This window comes from Brucella haematophila (genome assembly GCF_005938105.1).
Classification (GTDB): domain Bacteria; phylum Pseudomonadota; class Alphaproteobacteria; order Rhizobiales; family Rhizobiaceae; genus Brucella; species Brucella haematophila.
Genome location: NZ_VCPE01000003.1, coordinates 455,382 through 474,272 on the forward strand (window position 1 = coordinate 455,382; position 18,891 = coordinate 474,272).

An 18,891-nucleotide genomic window follows, 5' to 3' on the forward strand; every position below is an offset into this window, starting at 1 on the left:
ATGACACTTGATTTCAGCGTCGTCGCGGACGCCTGGCCCTCACTGGTGTATGGGACGCTGGGAACCCTATTCCTGGCCGTCGTTGGCATGGCACTCGCCACCATCATCGGCGTCGTAGGGGTTGCGATCTTGCGCGCACATATGGCGATCCCGTCTTTTCTGGTCACCGCCTTCGTCGAGGTGATCCGCAATACGCCGTTTCTGGTCCAGATTTACTTCGTCTTCTTTGCGTTGCCTCTTGCAGGCATAACGTTGAATCCAACGCTTACGGCCATTCTTGCGCTTGGGTTGAACGGCGGCGCATACGCCATTGAGATTATCCGTGGTGGGGTCGAAAGCATTCCGAAAGGCCAGACGGAAGCCGGGCTGGCGCTCGGTCTTCACCGGCACGAAGTGTTCCGTCTCATCGTTCTCAAACCGGCGCTAAGGGCGATATATCCATCGCTGTCAAGCCAGTTCATTTTGCTCACGCTCACGACCGCAATCTGCACTTCAATTTCCGCCTATGAGCTGACCTCTGCCGGACAGCGCATTGAAGCGGAAACATTTCGCAGTTTTGAGACCTATTTCACGCTGACGGGCATTTATCTGGTGATCTCGCTGGTGACGATGTGGTCGCTTGCCGCCATCGGCCGACGCGCTTTCAGCTATCCGCAGCGTTGAGGAGGACGACTTATGGGACTGCAAGAACTCACCTATTTGCTGCAGGGGCTTGGCTGGACGCTCGTCCTGACGGCCATGGCCTTTGCGGGCGGTATCGTTTCGGGCATCATCATTGCCTTGATGCGGGTATCGAAACTCGCATGGGTTCGGGCTATTGCAATCGGCTGGATTGGCCTCTTTCAGGGCACGCCTTTGCTGATGCAGCTCTTCGTTGCCTATTTCGGCCTGCCGCTCCTTGGTTTTGATCTACCTGCCTGGGCGGCTGTGGGCATAGCACTTGCCGCACATGCCTCTGCCTTTTTGGGTGAAATCTGGCGCGGCGCGATTGAAGCCGTTCCGAAGGGACAGACCGAGGCGGCCGATGCGCTTGGGCTTCATCGCTACAGCCTGATGGTTGATGTCATCATGCCACAAGCCTTTAAACTATCTTTGCCGGCTACCGTTGGCTTTCTTGTCCAGCTTCTGAAGGGTACATCGCTGGCCGCGATTGTCGGTTTCATCGAACTGACCCGTGCCGGTTCGATTATCTCTAACCAGATCTACCGGCCGCTTCTCGTGTTCGGTGTCGTAGGGGCGATGTATTTCGCCATGTGCTGGCCGCTCTCCTTGTGGGGCAGGCGTATTGAACGACGCATGGCCGCTGGCCTCTCCAGATAAGAAAGGAAAACTTCTCGTGGCAAATGAGAACAAGTCAGATGCGCAGCCGATGATCATGATGCGCGACGTGGAGAAGTGGTACGGCAATTTTTACGCCTTGAAGAAGGTTTCCCTGACAGTAGGCAAGGGTGAAAAGATTGTCCTGTGCGGTCCCTCGGGGTCAGGTAAATCCACCTTGATCCGTTGTATCAACCGTTTGGAAGCCAGCCAGGGCGGCGAGATTGTTGTTGCCGGTCACGCCGTCAAGGAAGACCAGAAGGCCATCGACGCGGTACGCCGTGAAGTTGGCATGGTCTTTCAGCAGTTCAACCTGTTCCCGCATAAAACCGTTCTGGAAAACTGTATCCTCGCACCGATGCGTGTGCGCAAGCTGTCACGTGCTGAAGCGGAGGCGACGGCGCGTAAATATCTTGACCGCGTGCGTATCGGCGATCAGGCCGAAAAATATCCGGCACAGCTTTCTGGTGGCCAGCAGCAGCGCGTTGCTATTGCGCGGGCACTTTGTATGGAACCAAAAGCCATGTTGTTTGACGAGCCAACTTCGGCTCTGGATCCGGAAATGGTCAAGGAAGTTCTAGATACAATGGTGTCGCTCGCGCGTGACGGCATGACCATGATCTGCGTGACACATGAGATGGGCTTTGCACGTCAGGTGGCGGACCGGGTCATCTTTATGGCTGATGGTGAGATCATCGAGGAAAATGACCCTGAAACCTTCTTTCGGGCACCGGCACATGCGCGCACGCGGACCTTTCTCGGCGAGATACTGCAGCACCATTAAGCAACTGGCACTCGCCGATATGATATTTGCAGGGATTTTGCGCATTGTTCGAGGCGCAAAATCTCTGCAGCATCTTCACGAGTGTCAGATCATCGAGCGGCTCAGGCCGCCGTCAATCGGTAGTGCCACACCATTGATGTAGCTTGCCGCCTTGCTGGCCAGGAACGCAACGACCTCGCCGAATTCTTCCGGCGTGCCGTAACGTCCGACCGGAATTTCTCTTTGACTTTCGGCTGCGATAACGGCTGGATCAACGCCGCGTTCAGCGGCATCCAGCGCGTCCAGCCGTGTGGTGCGCTCGGTTGCAAACCGACCGGGCATCACCACATTGACCGTTACACCATCTCCGGCCACTTCGCTGGCAAGCGTCTTGGCCCACCCTGCCAGCGCTGATCTCAATGCATTGGAAGCTGCCAGATTGGGAATGGGTTCACGGATGCTTGTCGAGGATACTGCGATGATCCGGCCGAAACGGCGCGCACGCATTGCTGGCAAATAATGAGCGGCCACTTCAATCTGACTGAGAAACATGCTTCTGATCTGCGTGTTCCAGTAGGTTTCGTCATATTGAGATGCAGCCACTGGAGCGGGACCGCCGCCATTGAGAAGCAGGATATCGATGCTGCCAACGGCTTTGTCCACATTCTCCATCATTCTGGAAACACTGGCAGGATCGGTCAGATCGCTGGTAAAAGACGTCACCGAACCCGCATATGTGCCGAGGCGTTCTTCCGCTGCGCGCATCGCAACCTTGTCTCTGCCAACGAGCGCAATATTCACACCTTGCTTCGCTAGCGCTTCAGCGACGCCCAACCCAAGTCCTTTGCTTCCACCCAGAAGAAGTGCTGTCTGCCTTTTGTCATTCATTTTGATGTTCCAACTCAAATACGGGTGCAGCTGATCGACCTGACGGCCTTGACCATCAAAGCGATATCTTCATCGATGGTGCTCAAATGTACGGAGGCGCGGAGTAGCTCCGAGATCCCGCGTATTGACATATCGTAAGGCGTGTAACCCGGTCCGTTCATGCCGATGTTGATGCCCTGATCAGCGAGACGCTGCTTGACGCTCCCACATGAGAGGCCATCAATCACAAAAGTGACGGCAGCGCCTTTGTTGGCTCCCAAGTCGAGCAGATTGACACCTGGCAGTTCAGCAAGGGCCTGACGAAGTAGAGCAGCTTTTTGATCGAGCTTCAGCCGGATACGGTCCATGCCCAAGTCGAGTGCTTGTTCGATCGCTTTCCCGAGGCCGAGCTTGAGAGCCACAGATTCCTCACCAAACTCAAAAGCGCGTGCGCTTTGTGCCACCACAACGTTTCCATCGCCTAAAGTAGCGGACACATTATCGATGCTGCGCGGTACGATTGCGTCTGCAAGCCGAGGAGAAATGTACCCCAATGCCGTTCCACGCGGCCCGCGCAAAAATTTCCGCCCGCACGCGATGAGCGCATCGCAGCCTAACTCGGTAACATCGATTGGTATCTGTCCAATTGCCTGGCTGGCGTCGATGATGAAAAACGCCGATGACCCGGCTTGCCGGATTGCTGCGCCAATCGCTGCCGCAGGGTTGATCAGTGCGCTTCCCGCGCCTACCCAGGTCAGGGCAACAATGCGAACATCCGGCGAGAGGCTTTGACCGAGCGCTACAGGATCGACGGCGCTTGTGTCGTCCGAGGCCATCAATGAAAGTGATGCACCATTCAGGTCCGCAGAGCGTTGCAGGCATAGAACATTGCCAATCCATTCCTGTCGGCTGACCAGTATCTTATCGCCGGGAGAAAGCGGTATCGAGGCGATCAAGTTACCGTAAAGCTGGCCATGACTGGTTCCAAAAGCAATATCCTGCGGCGAGCAGCCCAAGAGCGTTGCCGCTGCTTGATAGGTGTTGCCGATGGAGGCCGATGCAAGCGCACCAGCTTCTATCGGGCCGCGTTCCGCCTCTAGACGCAGATGGTCAACGATCACCTGAACGGTTTCGGGAGAAGGCAACCCAGCGCCGCTATGATTAAAATGCACGACGGACATTTGCAGGTCCTTTGATCAGCGAATATGGAAAACGGCTTCGACTTCAACCGGCACATTGGCTGGCAGTCCCGCCACGCCAATTGCAGAGCGTGCATGCACGCCGCGTTCATCGAAGACGGCATTCATAATCTGTGACGCGCCGTTGCCGATTTGCGAATAGGCGGTAAATCCCGCTACAGCATTGATGAAGACCGTAAGCTTGGCCAGCCGGACGACGCGATCCAGGTCAGCATCAAGCGCGTCATTGGCCCAGAATATGACATTCGCTGCGCAGAGCTTCGCGCTCTCGAGCGCGGTTTCTATATCAATCTCGCTGCCGACTTGCCCGACATAAGCGATGTCGCTGCCTTTTTCTGGTATCTGGCCCGAGACATAGAGAAAATTGTCGACTTTCGTCGTTGGTGAGAAAGGCAGGTTCGGTCGGGCCAGATTGGGCCAATCGATACCGCAAGCAGCCAGTTTGTCTTTATAGTCGGACATTTGAAACTCCATTTCCTTGTTCTGATTTCATATTGTCAAAGGCCGCGCCCCTCGTGTACTCTTATAATTCTTAGTAAGGTATAAGGATTCATTATGGAGGCGAGTTACGATCTCAGGCTTCTCAGAATGTTCATCGCCGTGGCTGAAACAGGCACAGTGAGCAAGGCAGCTGATCGTCTTGCGCGCACGCAGGCTGCCGTCAGCATGCAATTGCAGAGGATCGAGAAGGAGCTGGACAGAGAACTCTTCAAGCGGTCCTCGCGCGGCGTTTCGCTGACCGAAGCGGGAGAAGCCTTTTTGGCTTATGCGCGCAGGGTCATTGCTTTGACCGAGGATATGCAGCGCGGATTGGTCGATAAGAAGCTGGTCGGCCGTATTCGGCTGGGTCTCTTTGAAGATCTGGCGGTCACGCGACTTCCGGGCGCAATTGCCCAGTTCAGGCAGAAACATCCGTCGGTCGACATTGAACTGAGTTCATCCAATTCGGCGCAGCTTGCGCGATCCTTTGACGAAGGGCAGACCGACATCGTCGTTGCGGATCCAGCCCGGTTTGCCCAGCCGCCGATGAGTTTCCTATCTTATCAGCTGGTCTGGTGTGCGAGCCGATTGCTCGACGTGGACGAGACGGGTCCGCTTCCTGTTGTCCTCTTTGAGACATCCTGTTCCTGGCAGGATCGAATGGTCGCATCCCTCGCCGAAGCGGGCATTGCCTGGACCGTCGGCTGTCGCGTGAAAAGCCTGCCTGCCATGTTATCGGCACTGCGGGGCGGGCTGGGGGTTGGCGTGTTATTTTCTGAAGCGGTGCCGCCCGATTGCGAGACTATAAATGGACGATACAATCTTCCCTCAGCGCCGGTGGCTGAATTTGGGATATATACGGCCAATGACCCATCGCCGCTTGTTTCCGAACTCGCGAAATCACTCGAGGTGTTATCGTAGCGGTACGCCCGGCAATGCCATCCATCAAAGCTGAACAATATCAATTGATTGGGATTTGAAGGGACGCAGCATCTCTTGCGGCAGATTCGGCTCGGTCACAAGAGTAGTGATTTCTGCCAAGGGTATGACGTGATAAGGCGACGCGACACCAAGTTTCTCACGGGTCGCCAATACGATGGTTTCCGCGGACTGGCGGGCGATCAGCCTTTTGATGGCGGCTTCTTCGCCGTCCCCGGTGGTCGCGCCGGTTTCTGGATGCAGGCCCGTCACACCCATGAAATAGGCATCTGTCCGAACCCGGGAGATTGCTTCAGCGGCCACTGAGCCAACCGTAACGATGGAATGTTTGAACAAGCGGCCGCCAATCAACTCGACTTCAATGAGCGGATGACGTGTCAGCTCAACGGCAATATTGGGACTATGTGTGACAATGGTTGCCTTGAGGTCGAGTGGCAATTGGCGGGCCAGTTGCATGTTTGTTGTGCCGCCATCGAGGAAGACGATCTGACCGGGCCGGATCAGTCGAGCCGCAATGCTGCCAAGCATTGGCTTGGCAGCCGAAGCAGCGTCCTCACGTGTTGCAAAATCCGCAGTGGCTGCTGACGCGGGCAAGGCTCCGCCATGCACCCGCAAGAGATGACCTTCGCCGGCAAGTTCGCGCAAGTCGCGGCGAATTGTGTCTTCCGAAACGCCTAATTCCCGGCTGAATGTTTTGGCGACTATTCGACCATCGCGGCGCAGCACCTCAAGTATCAAGGCCTTCCGTTCAGTCGTCAGCATATCTATCGCTCATTGCACGAAAATCCTTGACTCTGCATGAGATTGCACGAATAACACGTCAATCTGGCGGCGGCTAGCCATTTATTGTGTCTGTGTGGAGGTTATTGTGAGTATTGCGCATCGTGTTCGGGTGGAAGACGTCACCCTTCTCTCCAACGACTGGTATGTTCTCAAGAAAACGACGTTTTCATTCCAGCGGGCCGACGGAAGTTGGCAGAGCCAGTCGCGAGAAACCTACGACCGTGGTAACGGCGCAACCATTCTCCTCTACGATCCGCATCGCAGAACTGTCATTCTCACCCGTCAGTTTCGATATCCAGCTTTCGTGAACGGGCACGACGATCTCCTGATCGAGGCGCCCGCAGGGTTGCTGGATAATGCGGAACCGGCTGTGCGCATTCGTGCGGAAACGGAAGAGGAAACGGGCTTTCGCGTACGTGATGTGCGGCAGGTTTTCGATGCCTTCATGAGCCCCGGGTCGGTGACGGAACGGCTCCACTTTTTCGTTGGAGAATATGAGCCAGGAGATCGCGTTTCACAGGGCGGCGGCAAGGAAGACGAAGGCGAAGATATTGCAGTGCTCGAAGTCGATATCGACGAGGCATTGAGCATGATTGCTTCCGGCACAATCCGGGACGGCAAGACGATCATGCTTCTGCAATATGCTGCTTTGAACCTGTTTCGGACGTCATAACAGTACCGATTTCTACAAAGCCGCATATGTAATGGTCTTTGATGACGATCTGATCCGGTCGCTGAGTAACCATGCCGCGTGACAGCGCGAGCAAGGCATGCCATAGGGAGGCCAACTTATCACAAGGCCTTCACACTCATGATCCGTATCGACAATATCAGCAAGTCGAATAGCCATCGCATTCTATTTATCGAAACTTCCGCCGCGTTGAACCGTGGCGAGAAGATCGGCCTCGTCGGGCCGAATGGTGCTGGCAAGACAACGCTTTTCCGGATGATCATCGGCGATGAATTGCCGGATGAGGGCCAGGTCACCGTCGAAAAAGGCGTAACGGTTGGCTATTTCGACCAGAATGTTGGTGAAATGGGTGGGCGTTCGGCTGTTGCCGAAGTCATGGATGGGGCAGGACCCGTCAGTGTTGTGGCGGCAGAGCTGCGCGAGCTTGAAGCGGCAATGTGCGATCCTGATCGTCTCGATGAGATGGACGCCATCATCGAACGCTATGGTGAGGTTCAGGCCCGCTATGAAGAACTTGACGGTTACGGGCTGGATGGACGAGCACGCGAAGTGCTCGCCGGTCTAAGCTTCAGTCAGGAAATGATGGACGGTGACGTCGGCAAATTGTCTGGCGGCTGGAAAATGCGCGTTGCGCTTGCCCGTATTCTGCTCATGCGGCCCGATGTAATGCTGCTCGACGAACCGAGCAACCATCTTGATCTTGAAAGCCTGATCTGGCTTGAAGCCTTCCTCAAGAATTACGATGGCGCCTTGCTGATGACATCGCATGATCGCGAGTTCATGAACCGCATCGTGACCAAGATTATCGAAATCGATGGCGGCTCGCTGAACTCCTATGCTGGCGATTACGCATTCTATGAAAGCCAGCGCGCGCTGAACGAGAAGCAGCAACAGGCCCAGTTTGAGCGTCAGCAGGCAATGCTGGCCAAGGAAATCAAGTTCATTGAACGCTTCAAGGCGCGCGCGTCCCATGCATCGCAGGTGCAGAGCCGTGTGAAGAAGCTCGAAAAAATTGATCGTGTGGAGCCTCCGCGTCGCCGTCAGACTGTGGCTTTTGACTTCTTGCCAGCGCCACGTTCTGGCGAAGATGTGGTCAGCCTCAAGGGCGTCAACAAGGCCTATGGCAGTCGCACAATCTATGATGGTCTGGATTTCATGGTCCGCCGCCGTGAGCGCTGGTGCATTATGGGCGTCAATGGTGCGGGTAAATCGACGCTGCTTAAGCTTGTCACCGGTGCGACAGAGCCTGATCAGGGCATTGTTAACCTCGGCGCCAGCGTGAAGCTCGGCTATTTTGCGCAGCACGCGATGGATATTCTCGACGGTGACAGCACCATTCTTGAATGGTTGGAGCAGCGCTTTCCAAAGGCTGGGCAGGCGCCGTTGCGCGCTCTTGCTGGCTGCTTCGGCTTTTCCGGCGATGATATCGAAAAGAAATGCCGCGTGCTTTCCGGTGGCGAAAAAGCCCGCCTGGTTATGGCTGCTATGCTGTTTGATCCACCAAACTTCCTCGTGCTCGATGAGCCGACGAACCATCTCGATCTCGATACCAAGGAAATGCTCATCAAAGCGCTTTCATCTTATGAAGGCACGATGCTTTTCGTATCGCATGATCGTCGTTTCTTGGCGGCGCTTTCCAATCGTGTGCTGGAACTCACTCCGGATGGAATTCAGCAATATGGTGGTGGCTATACCGAATATGTTGAGAGCACGGGGCAGGAAGCGCCGGGTCTACATGCTGGTTGAGGAACCGGCAAAGGCTTTTTGAGTAAATCAGCTCAGATATCCCTGAAAATGAGCATATGAATTAGGTTGCTACAGAGCTTTGCATCGGGCGGAAGCCATAAAATTGGAATTATTATTGCTCTGATCGCTACGGACCGAATTTCGATCCAATAAGGATGCGTAACTTGCAGGTCCAAATATATGTTCTGTAATGGTGCATTCTAATAAGAATATTGTGAAATCTGTATAGAATGCATTGACATGGCGTTATGAATATGACCGTGCTTTTGCCTCGGGGTCACTCGACCTGCCGGGCTTTTCTTCGAGTATTGTCTGCAATCGATAGTTGTTGAAGTGTCTGATCAGTTGCGAGTGGAATAATGAAGCTCAGCGTTCTGTTGAGCGAGGGGGCATTTTGAAGGTTGCGGTCGTTGCATTTCGGTCGCGTCGAGTGAACTTTTTCACGAGTTCGGCTCTGGCGCTGATTTTAACGATTTTCTGTGGTCAGGAAGCTGAAGCGACGTGTGCGCCTGGCATTCCTACTGCGGGGGCGACGGTTGCCTGCTCCAATCCAGCCAATCCTCTTGCGCCGAGCTATACCGCAGCAGCGAACAATATAACTGTGAACGTAGACAGTACCGCATCATTTGGTGTGCTTCTAGGGGTTGGCGGCACGGCATTCTCACTGACCGGTGATAACGTTTCGTTGAATAATTCGGGAACGATCAATCCATCACTCCTCGGTCTACTGAGTGTCCTAAGTTCAGGCACGGTAGTTGGTAATGCTTCTGCCAGTGATGTCAATGTCACGAACCACGGAACACTTGGAGGCACGGTTGGGTTATTGGGATTCAATCTTGCCGGTTTGACTGGGATGGCGCTTGCAGTCCAAAATGGCGCTGGAGGCACAACCAATATTACGAATACCGGAGTTATCTCGACTACAGCACTCGCCGGCGTAACCGTTGCGTCAGGCGACAGCCCAGCCGTCGCGGTTTATGGTGGTGGTCAGATCGCTTTTGCCAATTCCGGCACCATCAACGGCAGAGTTGCATTTGAGGCTTCCGGCATTTCCGGTCTTGGCAACAGCTTCCACAATTCGGGTAACATTATTGGTGGCGTGTCTCTTGGCGCTGATAGTAAAAATCTGTTTACGGCTTATACTGGCTCCAGCGTTACAGCCGGTATTGGGGCGATTGGAAATTCTCTTGGAGTTATCGGCTACAATCTGAGTTTCGCCCCGGCGGGGATTGTTGATGGAGGTTTTGGGGGCGCCAATACATTACAACTCGATAAGGAAATTATCGGTCCTTCTACTGGCTCGCTTAATCTCTCCAATTATATAAATTTTAGTAAACTGAACGTTCTCGAAGGAATCTGGACCCTGAGTGGCGCAACGGGCGTATCAACCGTTGACTTGAGTGGGGGCGCGGTCCTAATCGATAATGGTTCTGCATTTGGTACTGCGTCGATTACGGCCAGCAATGGCGTTGCTCTCCGTGCTTCGGCTGCGGGCCTTAACATCGGTAACGATATCACGCTTGGCGTGGGCGGATTAACCGCCGGTGGCACCAATGAATATACGCTTTCCGGAGCGCTTTCAGGTGACGGCGGACTTATCAAAACCGGGGCCAACGCAGTAATTCTGTCTGGAGCAAACACCTATACCGGTGATACTGTTATCGATAGCGGTGTTTTGCAGGCGGATGGAGCAAATAGGTTAAGCAAGACCAGCGTCACAACGATCAATATGTATGGTATATTGGATTTCGGCGGGTATGCTGAAGCTATTGACGATATCTCACTCTCAGGCGGCATTTTGAGAAATGGCGCGCTGGCAGGTTCAGTAGATTCATCGGGTGGAACGATTGCTCAACTGGGTGGCGCAGCATCAATAGATTTATCATCTGGAACAACTAAGCTTTCAGGATCAAATACCTATACTGGTACGACAACCGTCAATGGTGGAACACTCCTCGCAGGCAATACAAATGCGTTGAGTAGCAGCAGCAATATAACCGTTGCGACCACGGGCACACTGGATCTTGGCGGTGTCGCCCAGACATCGAACAACATCGCATTGAGAGGTGGAACATTGACAGATGGTTCTGTCGTTGGAACTGTTCTGTCATTCGGTGGATCGATCAGCGAACTGGATGGAGCAACCGCGCTCACTGTGTCGTCTGGAGCCACCACGCTTTCTGGGGTCAATACGTTTTCCGGGGCGACCACCATTAATGGTGGCACTTTGCACGGCGGTGGTGCTCAAGCCTTCAGTGCAACCAGCGCCGTTACGATCAATGCCGGGGGTATATTGAGTTTGGGTGGGGTCGACCAAGCGATCAATACGGTTTCGCTCGTTGGCGGTATGCTCACCGATGGCAATCTGACCGGAGCGATTACGTCTTTCGGTGGATCCATCAGCGGCTTGGGCGGAACGACCGCCTTGGTAACGTCGTTCGGAATCACCACAATCACGGGAGACAATACCTATATAGGGCCAACAACACTGAACGGCGGTTCGCTGATCGTAATCGGTTCAATCACCTCTCCGACGGTTTCTGTGGGTAACGGTGCGTTACTTGGTGGTTCCGGAACGATCGGAGGCGCGGTAACTGTTGCTTCGGGAGGAACACTTTCAGCGGGCAACAGTCCAGGAACGCTGACCGTTCAGTCGCTGTCGTTGAACAGCGGTTCCAATACAATATTCGAGTTAAATACGCCCGGCATCGTTGGCGGTGCCACGAATGATCATATTATACTCAATGGCTTGGGTGCGTCCGGTAATCTGCAGCTCGGCGGCACGTTGACAGCCAACGTTGCTTCTGCGGGATATTACCGCCTGTTTGATGTCACGGGTGGCGGAACGATTAGCGGCAGTTTCAATACGGTAGCTATTTCGGCTCCATCGGTAACGGGTGCAGAAGGTGTTGTTTATAGCAGCCCATCCGATACGCCGACTCAGGTTAATCTTGCGGTGGTCGGTTCGAGCCAGAATATGGGATTCTGGGGTGGTTCGGACGTACATGGCAATGGCAATGGTGGTTCGGGAGTTTGGTCGAGCGATGGCACCAATTGGACAGGCACCCCCGGTCCGGGAGGCTTCAACTCGATCTGGCTGGGTTCGGTCGGTGTTTTTCAAGGTGCCGCTGGGACAGTCACCATTGCTGGAAGTCAAAGTTTCGATACGCTGCAATTCAACACTGATGGTTATGTGCTCGACGGCGGTACACTGGAGTTTGGAGTTGCAGCCGGAGGCACGATCAATGTGTCGGCAGGCGTTACTACCAGGATAGACTCGGTGCTGACCGATGGTACTGGCTCCAGTTTGACCAAGGTTGGCGTGGGCACGCTCGTGTTGACGGGTAACAATACCTATAGTGGGGGAACAAATCTTCTTGATGGAGCCGTGTCTGTTGCCAATGACGCCGCTCTTGGCGATGGTGGCGCGATTTCCTTTAATGGCGGAACGCTTGCAACAACAGGCAGTATGCAAACTGCACGTGCGATCAGATTGAACGGAGACGGCGGTTTCGACGTTGCAGCGAACACGGGGTTTGTTGTCACCGGCGCTGTCACGGGCGCAGGGAACCTGATTAAAATCGGCGACGGTGATTTACGGCTGGTTGCAGAGAATGGTTATGGCAACAGTTTGGTGGTTTCTGGTCGTCTGATCGGTGATGCACAATCGATTTCCGGCAACATCGGCAACTCAGGCATCGTAGTCTTCGATCAGGTTACCGATGCGAGCTTTGCCGGGAATATAAGCGGTCTCAATGGTTCATCCGGTACGATGGTCAAGCAGGGCTCGGGTAATCTCTCCCTTGGCGGCACCTCTTCGCTGAACTGGTCGATCGATGCTGGTGGTCTTGTCACGGCTGCGGAACGCTTCGGAGGGAATGCGCAAATTGGTGCTCTAGCTTCATTTACCTTTGATCAGGTAGGGGATGCATCCTATGCGGGTACGCTGAGCGGGACCGGAACCTTCGTGAAGGCGGGACAAGGCAAGCTTGTCTATGATGGTGATAGTGCCTCTTTCGCCGGTACGACCGAGATTCTTGCCGGCGGATTGATTATCGGTTCGCAGAGCAGCATGTCGGCTGCGGTGTTGGGCGGTACGTTCAATGTGGAAAACAGCGGCACGCTGGGTGGTCATGGCACGGTCGGCTCCGGAGCGGGGTCGTTAGTGACAATAGCCTCTGGCGGCACACTTGCACCCGGCAATTCCATTGGCACATTGACGATCGATGGGGATATTATCTTCGACGCGGGATCGAATTTTCAGGCGGAGATCAACCCCTCACTGCAAAGCGATCTGTTGAATATAACTGGAACGGCCGCGATTAACGGTGGAACGGTCTACGCTTTGAAAGCCGCTGGCGTTTATACACCCGACAGCCGTTGGACCATTATCAACGCGGATAATGGTGTTAACGGAACATTCGATGCGCTTGATCAGAATATGCCCTTCGTTGACCTGGCGCTCGCTTATGATCCAACGCATGTCTATATCGATGCGACGCGCAATGCCGTCTCTTTCTGCGATGTAGCTCATTCTGCAAATCAGTGTGCGACCGGCGGAGGGCTTGAAAGCGTCGGTGGTGATAATTCCGCCTACGCCGCTGTTACTGCACTCCCTGACGAAGATAGCGCGCGCAACGCATTCGATCAGCTTTCTGGGGAAATTCACGCCTCGGCGAAAACAGCACTGATTGAGGACAGTCATTTTGTGCGGGATGCGGCCATCAACCGTATGCGTTACGCTTTCAGCGACGAGGCGTCACCAACCATGGCCGTCGTATCCGCCGGTCAGAGCGACGAAGCAGCATTTAAAAGTGAGGGCTTGGCTGTCTGGGGGCAAGGTTTTGGTGCTTGGAGCGACCATGACGGCAATGGCAATGCCGCAAAGCTGAACCATTCTACGGGCGGTTTCCTGTTTGGTGCGGATGCCCCAGTGCTTGATGCGTGGCGTCTCGGTATCATGGCTGGTTACAGCCATACCAGCGTAAAGGTTGATGCGCGGTCATCTTCCGCAGACAGCGATAATTACCATCTCGGCCTTTATAGCGGTACGAGTTTCGATAGAGGCCCCGGCGCATTGGGTATCAGAACTGGTCTTGCCTATACGTGGCATGAGATGGATTTCAACCGCTCAGTTTCTTTCCCCGGTTTCTCGGATCATACGGACAGCTCTTATCATGCTGGCACGTTTCAGGCGTTTGGCGACCTCGGCTACCGGTTTGATGCAAATGCTGTAGCCTTTGAGCCGTTTGCCAATCTTGTTTATGTGAGCTTGCGAACCGACAGCTTTGAGGAAAATGGTCTGGCTGCTGCGCTTCATGCTGGTGACGAGACAACGGAAACGAGCTTCACGACGCTTGGACTGAGGGCTTCGAGTGCGTTTCTGGTTGGCGACACGAAGGTTGCAACACGTGGAACATTGGGTTGGCGCCATGCGTTCGGCGACGTGACGCCCGCCTCTGCGCTGGCCTTCACAGGCGGTGACGCTTTTTCAGTGGCTGGCACGACCATCGCACAAGAAGCCGCCTTGGTTGAGGCCGGGCTGGACATGAGCCTCTCACTATCGGCATCATTCGGCCTTTATTATCAAGGACAGCTCGCGGAAAAAGCGCAGCAGCACGGCGTTAAGGCAAGCTTTGCGGTGAGATTCTAAAACAAGACTTGGCGGCTGTTTTCTGACCGCCCAGTTTGCCGCATGTCGACCGCATAAAAGAAATTGCGTCATAGGTACGCTGCGCTTGCGGACCGAGCAGCGCACTTCCGAAAAGCGGTGATGAGGTCACTTCTTAACTGGAAACTGGAAGTTGACGCCTGCAAATATCTGCCACTTCGGCGAACTGTCGCCTTGGTGCCAAACTGTATATTGCGGTTCGATAAACGCATTCATTGTAATGCCTTTTTCAAGCTCGAACACCTTGCCGATACCGAAGCCAACCGGGATATAACCCTCATTGTCTTCCAGATTGAAACTCCATGTTGCTGTCGAGCGGAGATACCAGCCGTCCTTCAAATTGTAATTGATGATCGGCTCGACGGTTGCCAAACTGACATTGTCTCTGTCGCCGTGGCCTGCGAACGATGCCTGATAGGTTACCAGACCACCTAAAAGGCCCCAGCTCTGTGGGGCAACGATGACACCCGAGGCACCAATTTGCCATTTGCCGTTGCCGAGTGCGTCGTCCGTGGCGGTCGGTATAACCAGTATAGGCCCGGCGCCCAAGGTTATGTCGCCGTGCTTGGGAAGGATGAAAATATCCATCAGCGTGAGATCTCCCAATCCCGTTACGTACCCATCGGGAAACTCAGGGGCCGTGGCGATGGGCAATGTATACCGCAACAACTGCGGCAGGCCGGCTATGTCCGCTGGCACCAATCCGCGCAGAAGAAACTGATTGGCCCGACGTCCGGGTAACCCGAATAACTCGGCTGAATAGTAATTATGGAAGTTAACAGTAATCTTCGGTGTCAGAGGATTGTTGGCATCATTCACCGACTGATGTTCTTGCGCCATGACGCCGTTAGTCACGACGACGGAGAACAGCAGACCAAGACCTGTACGAATGAACACCGACATAGCAAAATTCCCCTAAATTCATATTGCTAAAATCGTATCTAAAAAGTGCTGAAAATGAAGTTTGTTACAGTAACAAACGCGATATTTCTTCAGATGTACGGTGCACCTGTGTCGCTTGACGTGCGAGCTAAAGTCATTGGTATGGGGGAACTGGCATTCGTTACCGTAACGTGCTTCATTTTTAACCGGGTTCCGCTCAGTTTATTCAAAACTGAGGAGATTGAACCTTGAAACGGATATCTTCTGTCTTTCTCGCCTCATCAATGGGGTTAAGCTCTCCACCGCTGCATTGTATTCGCCAGACTACACTGACCTCGCAGCCAAGACGCATACTGCAAAGCAGAACAGTGACGGCTCCACGGACATTTACGTTGGATCGAAAAATCCGGGTGTCGATGCGAAGCGGATTGCGACAATTCCAGACAAGGGCTTTTTCACGATTTTACGCCGTTACGGGCCGACGAAAGCTTTCTTCGACAAGACCTGGAAACCTGACCCCGTCGTGAACATCAAGTGAGAACACAGCTATGAGAAAGCAATTTCTGATTACCGCGGCAATCCTTTGTCTGGCGTCAAGCCAGACATTGGCCAAGGATTACAAGATGACGACGCCGATACCGGATGAGATCGTCACGCCAGATTCAGTCGATACGCGCATCGGCACGCTGAAGTTCAATGACGGTGTGCCGACGGTGGAGACAGCGGAGAAGGTTTGGGATCAGCTTGATTTCAGTCGCGGTATTGAAGCCTTCCTCAACGGAATTCCCGGCGCCTCCATGGTGGCGATCCGTACTGGGCTGCGTGAGGTCGGCGCTGAACACGGAACTATCGGTGTCTTTTCGACGCTGATGGATTCTAAGTCATTGTTCCTGACGGCTAACTCCGAGACGATCTACTTTCTTAGCTGGATGGACCTCAAGGACGGACCCGTTGTGGTTGAAAGCCCGCCCGGTATTCTGGGCGTTATCAATGACTTCTGGTTCCGCTATGTGACCGATCTTGGCAATGCGGGCCCTGACAAGGGTAAGGGTGGGAAGTATCTATTCGTGCCGCCAGGCTGGAAAGGCGAGAAGCCAAAGGGCTACTTCGTGATCCAGTCTCCAACCTTTGGCAATCTTCTGTTTGGGCGCGCTTTCATGAACGACGGCGATCCAGCGCCGGGCGTGGCCAGTCTCAAGGCCAAGCTGCGGACCTATCCTTGGGCAAAGCGCACCACCCCTCCAGAAACGAAGTTCATCGATCTGTCGGGTCGGGCCATGAACACTGTCCATGCCAATAATTTCAAGTTCTTCGAGGAGGTCAACCAGATCATTCAGGAAGAACCGGCGGGCGTGTATGGACCTGATATGACGGGCATCTTCGCTGCCATCGGCATGGAAAAGGGGAAGCCATTCGCCCCTGATGCGAGACTGAAGAAGATTCTTGAGGATTCAGTCGCGGTCGGCAATGCGGCAGCCCGAAACATAGATTTTCGTCCGCGCGATCCAGCGGTGATGATCTATCCCGATCGCAAATGGACAACACCTTTCATCGGTGGCAGTTATGAGTGGATGACCAAAAGCGGGGCACGAAACTTCGATGCGCGCACGCTGTTCTACTATGCTGCAACGATCAATACGCCTGCCATGGCAGTGGCCATGCCGGGAATAGGTTCCCAATATGCGGCGACAAACTTCGACAAGGATGGAAATCCTTTTGATGGCGGCAAAACCTATCGCCTGCACGTTCCGGCAAATGTGCCGGTCAAGGATTTCTGGTCAGTCGTCGTTTACGATACTCAGACACGCTCCATGCTGCAGACAGACCAGCAGTTTCCAAGCCTGTCCAGCGAGAAGAACCTAAAGAAGAACGCTGATGGTTCCACCGACATCGTCTTCTCGCCTGAACAGCCAACCGACACATCCAATTGGATTCAAACGATCCCCGGCAAATCCTGGTTCACGATTTTCCGTCTTTATGGCCCGCTGGAGCCATGGTTCGACAAGTCGTGGAAACTTGAGGATTTCGCCGAAGTGAAGTGAACCTGAATTGTATCGAAACCTGGAGAAGAAGATGAAGAACCGCATCGTTGTCGCGGCCTTTCTGGCTGCATCGCTTTCATCCGTCGCCTTCGCGCAGGATGCAACGACATACAAGTTCGAGAACGGATATCCCACCGCTGCAACGACCAAGAGTGCGCAGGATGACGCCGGTTTGCAGCGGGCAGTGGTGGCCTATCGCTTCTGGTATCCGACCGTTTCGGTCGAGGGCATCTTCAACGGCAATCGCGCTGCCGGGATCGAGGACAACGCCGCCTATGGAGGCGCTGCTGCGGGGCCGCGTCAGGTCGGCTTTACACTCAACTCCGATACGCCATATGGCTCGGCGACACTCGACGTGTCCAAGGGGCCGATGGTGGTGGAGTTGCCAGCCGGGGCTTACATTGGTCTCGTCAACGATCACAATCAAAGCTGGGTGCTTGATATGGGTATACCGGGACCCGATGCGGGCAAAGGTGGCAAGCATCTGATCGTCGGGCCGGATTATAAGGGCAAGATTCCGAAAGGATATTTCGTCGGCAAGACACAAACCTACAAAAATCTGCTTGCCGTAAGGGCGCTACCTGTTGGAGGCGATCAAGACAAAGCCCTCAAGGCTCTGGAAGCAATCAAGATTTATCCTTTAGCCAATCCGAAGCAGCGACTCAAATTTGTTGATACGACCAATATGGACTTGGATAGCACTTCTCTCAAATGGGAGGACAATATCCAGTTTTGGCAGAAGCTGAATGACATTATCCAACAAGAGCCGATTGTCGCGAAGTTCGAACCCATGTACGGCCTGCTTCAGGCAATTGGTATTGAAAAGGGCAAGGCGTTCAAACCGGACGACCGAATGAAGGAAATTCTGGAGAAGGCCGCCCGCCAGGGCCGGGATCAGATGCTGGTTTCAGCTTTCGACACAGCGCGCACTGACAAGCTTGCCTGGCCCGACCGCAAATGGGAATGGGTCGGCCTTGTTCCTGGAAGCGCCCAGTTTGAAACGCCAGCAGGGATCGATTTGGAAGCGCGCGACCGTTGGTTTGCCCAAGCTATTGTAACGTCTCCCGCCATGTTCCGCCGTTCGCCCGGCGCAGGGTCGCTCTATTGGCTTGGCGCTCGCGACGGCACCGGGGCCTGGCTCGATGGCGGTAAAACCTACAAGCTTTCGATCCCACAGCCGGTACCCGGTAAGCTCTTCTGGTCTGTGACAGCCTATGATGCGCAGACCCGTTCGGAAGTGCAGACCGATCAGAGCAAGGCGGCTCTCCGGTCGCTCTTTGAATTGAAAGATGCAAGCAAGAGCGAACCAACCGAACTATATTTTGGACCGACCGCACCTGCCGGTCAGGAAGGTCGCTGGATCAAGACAGTCCCCGGTCGTGGCTGGTTCGCCTATATCCGCATCTATGGACCAGACAAGCCCGCTTTCGATGGAAGTTGGAAACCTGCCGACTTCGAGGAAGTGAAGTAGGGCTTGGAAGGTAATTTTGTGTTTGCAGGAACTGGCGCCG

The 18,891-nt window shown here is 54.3% G+C and carries 15 protein-coding genes; 10 read left to right on the plus strand and 5 right to left on the minus strand.

Annotated elements, in window-relative coordinates; translation table 11 throughout:
• From FGI60_RS07285 to FGI60_RS07295, 3 genes are read left to right on the plus strand one after another with little or no spacing between them, the layout of a single operon-like run.
• A complete protein-coding gene (locus tag FGI60_RS07285; RefSeq protein WP_138784582.1) occupies positions 1-663 on the plus strand; it encodes an amino acid ABC transporter permease in 663 nt (220 codons plus the stop codon).
• 12 nt (positions 664-675) lie between these two features.
• On the plus strand, positions 676-1,320 hold the full coding sequence (locus FGI60_RS07290) for an amino acid ABC transporter permease (RefSeq protein WP_138784583.1): 645 nt from the start codon (positions 676-678) through the stop codon (positions 1,318-1,320).
• A gap of 49 nt (positions 1,321-1,369) precedes the next feature.
• Complete coding sequence (locus tag FGI60_RS07295; RefSeq protein WP_138784663.1) at positions 1,370-2,101, plus strand: amino acid ABC transporter ATP-binding protein; 732 nt, start codon at positions 1,370-1,372, stop codon at positions 2,099-2,101.
• 84 nt (positions 2,102-2,185) lie between these two features.
• Here FGI60_RS07295 and FGI60_RS07300 read toward each other — a convergent pair whose 3' ends face one another.
• The 3 genes from FGI60_RS07300 to FGI60_RS07310 are packed head-to-tail and all read right to left on the minus strand — an operon-like array spanning position 2,186 to position 4,608.
• The gene (locus FGI60_RS07300; RefSeq protein WP_138784584.1) at positions 2,186-2,968 is read right to left on the minus strand and encodes an SDR family oxidoreductase; all 783 of its coding nucleotides are present in this window, start codon (positions 2,966-2,968) and stop codon (positions 2,186-2,188) included.
• Between the two features lie 14 nt (positions 2,969-2,982).
• A complete protein-coding gene (locus tag FGI60_RS07305; RefSeq protein WP_138784585.1) occupies positions 2,983-4,128 on the minus strand; it encodes an aminotransferase class V-fold PLP-dependent enzyme in 1,146 nt (381 codons plus the stop codon).
• Between the two features lie 15 nt (positions 4,129-4,143).
• The gene (locus FGI60_RS07310) at positions 4,144-4,608 is read right to left on the minus strand and encodes a RidA family protein (protein ID WP_171058724.1); all 465 of its coding nucleotides are present in this window, start codon (positions 4,606-4,608) and stop codon (positions 4,144-4,146) included.
• A gap of 93 nt (positions 4,609-4,701) precedes the next feature.
• Between FGI60_RS07310 and FGI60_RS07315 the strand changes: the two genes are divergently transcribed.
• Positions 4,702-5,547, plus strand: a complete 846-nt coding sequence (locus tag FGI60_RS07315) for a LysR family transcriptional regulator (protein WP_138784587.1) — start codon at positions 4,702-4,704, stop codon at positions 5,545-5,547.
• 24 nt (positions 5,548-5,571) lie between these two features.
• Here the strand turns inward: FGI60_RS07315 and FGI60_RS07320 are convergent, their stop codons facing one another.
• Entirely contained in the window at positions 5,572-6,327 is a 756-nt protein-coding gene (locus FGI60_RS07320) for a DeoR/GlpR family DNA-binding transcription regulator (RefSeq protein ID WP_138784588.1), read from the minus strand.
• Positions 6,328-6,433: 106 nt separating this feature from the next.
• On the opposite strand from FGI60_RS07320, the gene FGI60_RS07325 reads away from it, so the two are divergent.
• The 3 genes from FGI60_RS07325 to FGI60_RS07335 all read left to right on the plus strand — a co-directional run bounded on the left by FGI60_RS07325 (position 6,434) and on the right by FGI60_RS07335 (position 14,438).
• Positions 6,434-7,021, plus strand: coding sequence for an NUDIX domain-containing protein (locus FGI60_RS07325; protein WP_138784589.1), 588 nt, complete (start codon positions 6,434-6,436; stop codon positions 7,019-7,021).
• Between the two features lie 138 nt (positions 7,022-7,159).
• Entirely contained in the window at positions 7,160-8,785 is a 1,626-nt protein-coding gene (locus FGI60_RS07330; protein ID WP_138784590.1) for an ABC-F family ATP-binding cassette domain-containing protein, read from the plus strand.
• A gap of 394 nt (positions 8,786-9,179) precedes the next feature.
• Positions 9,180-14,438 (plus strand): autotransporter domain-containing protein, encoded by a 5,259-nt coding sequence (locus tag FGI60_RS07335; protein ID WP_138784591.1) that lies wholly within the window; start codon positions 9,180-9,182, stop codon positions 14,436-14,438.
• Between the two features lie 126 nt (positions 14,439-14,564).
• Here the strand turns inward: FGI60_RS07335 and FGI60_RS07340 are convergent, their stop codons facing one another.
• Entirely contained in the window at positions 14,565-15,359 is a 795-nt protein-coding gene (locus FGI60_RS07340; protein ID WP_138784592.1) for a hypothetical protein, read from the minus strand.
• A 220-nt stretch (positions 15,360-15,579) separates the two neighbouring features.
• Here FGI60_RS07340 and FGI60_RS07345 point away from each other — a divergent pair, with 220 nt between their 5' ends.
• From FGI60_RS07345 to FGI60_RS07355, 3 genes are read left to right on the plus strand one after another with little or no spacing between them, the layout of a single operon-like run.
• The gene (locus FGI60_RS07345; protein ID WP_210238423.1) at positions 15,580-15,876 is read left to right on the plus strand and encodes a DUF1214 domain-containing protein; all 297 of its coding nucleotides are present in this window, start codon (positions 15,580-15,582) and stop codon (positions 15,874-15,876) included.
• 10 nt (positions 15,877-15,886) lie between these two features.
• Positions 15,887-17,380 (plus strand): DUF1254 domain-containing protein, encoded by a 1,494-nt coding sequence (locus FGI60_RS07350; RefSeq protein WP_138784594.1) that lies wholly within the window; start codon positions 15,887-15,889, stop codon positions 17,378-17,380.
• Positions 17,381-17,411: 31 nt separating this feature from the next.
• Positions 17,412-18,851, plus strand: coding sequence for a DUF1254 domain-containing protein (locus FGI60_RS07355; protein WP_138784595.1), 1,440 nt, complete (start codon positions 17,412-17,414; stop codon positions 18,849-18,851).
• The last annotated feature ends 40 nt before the right edge of the window (positions 18,852-18,891 follow it).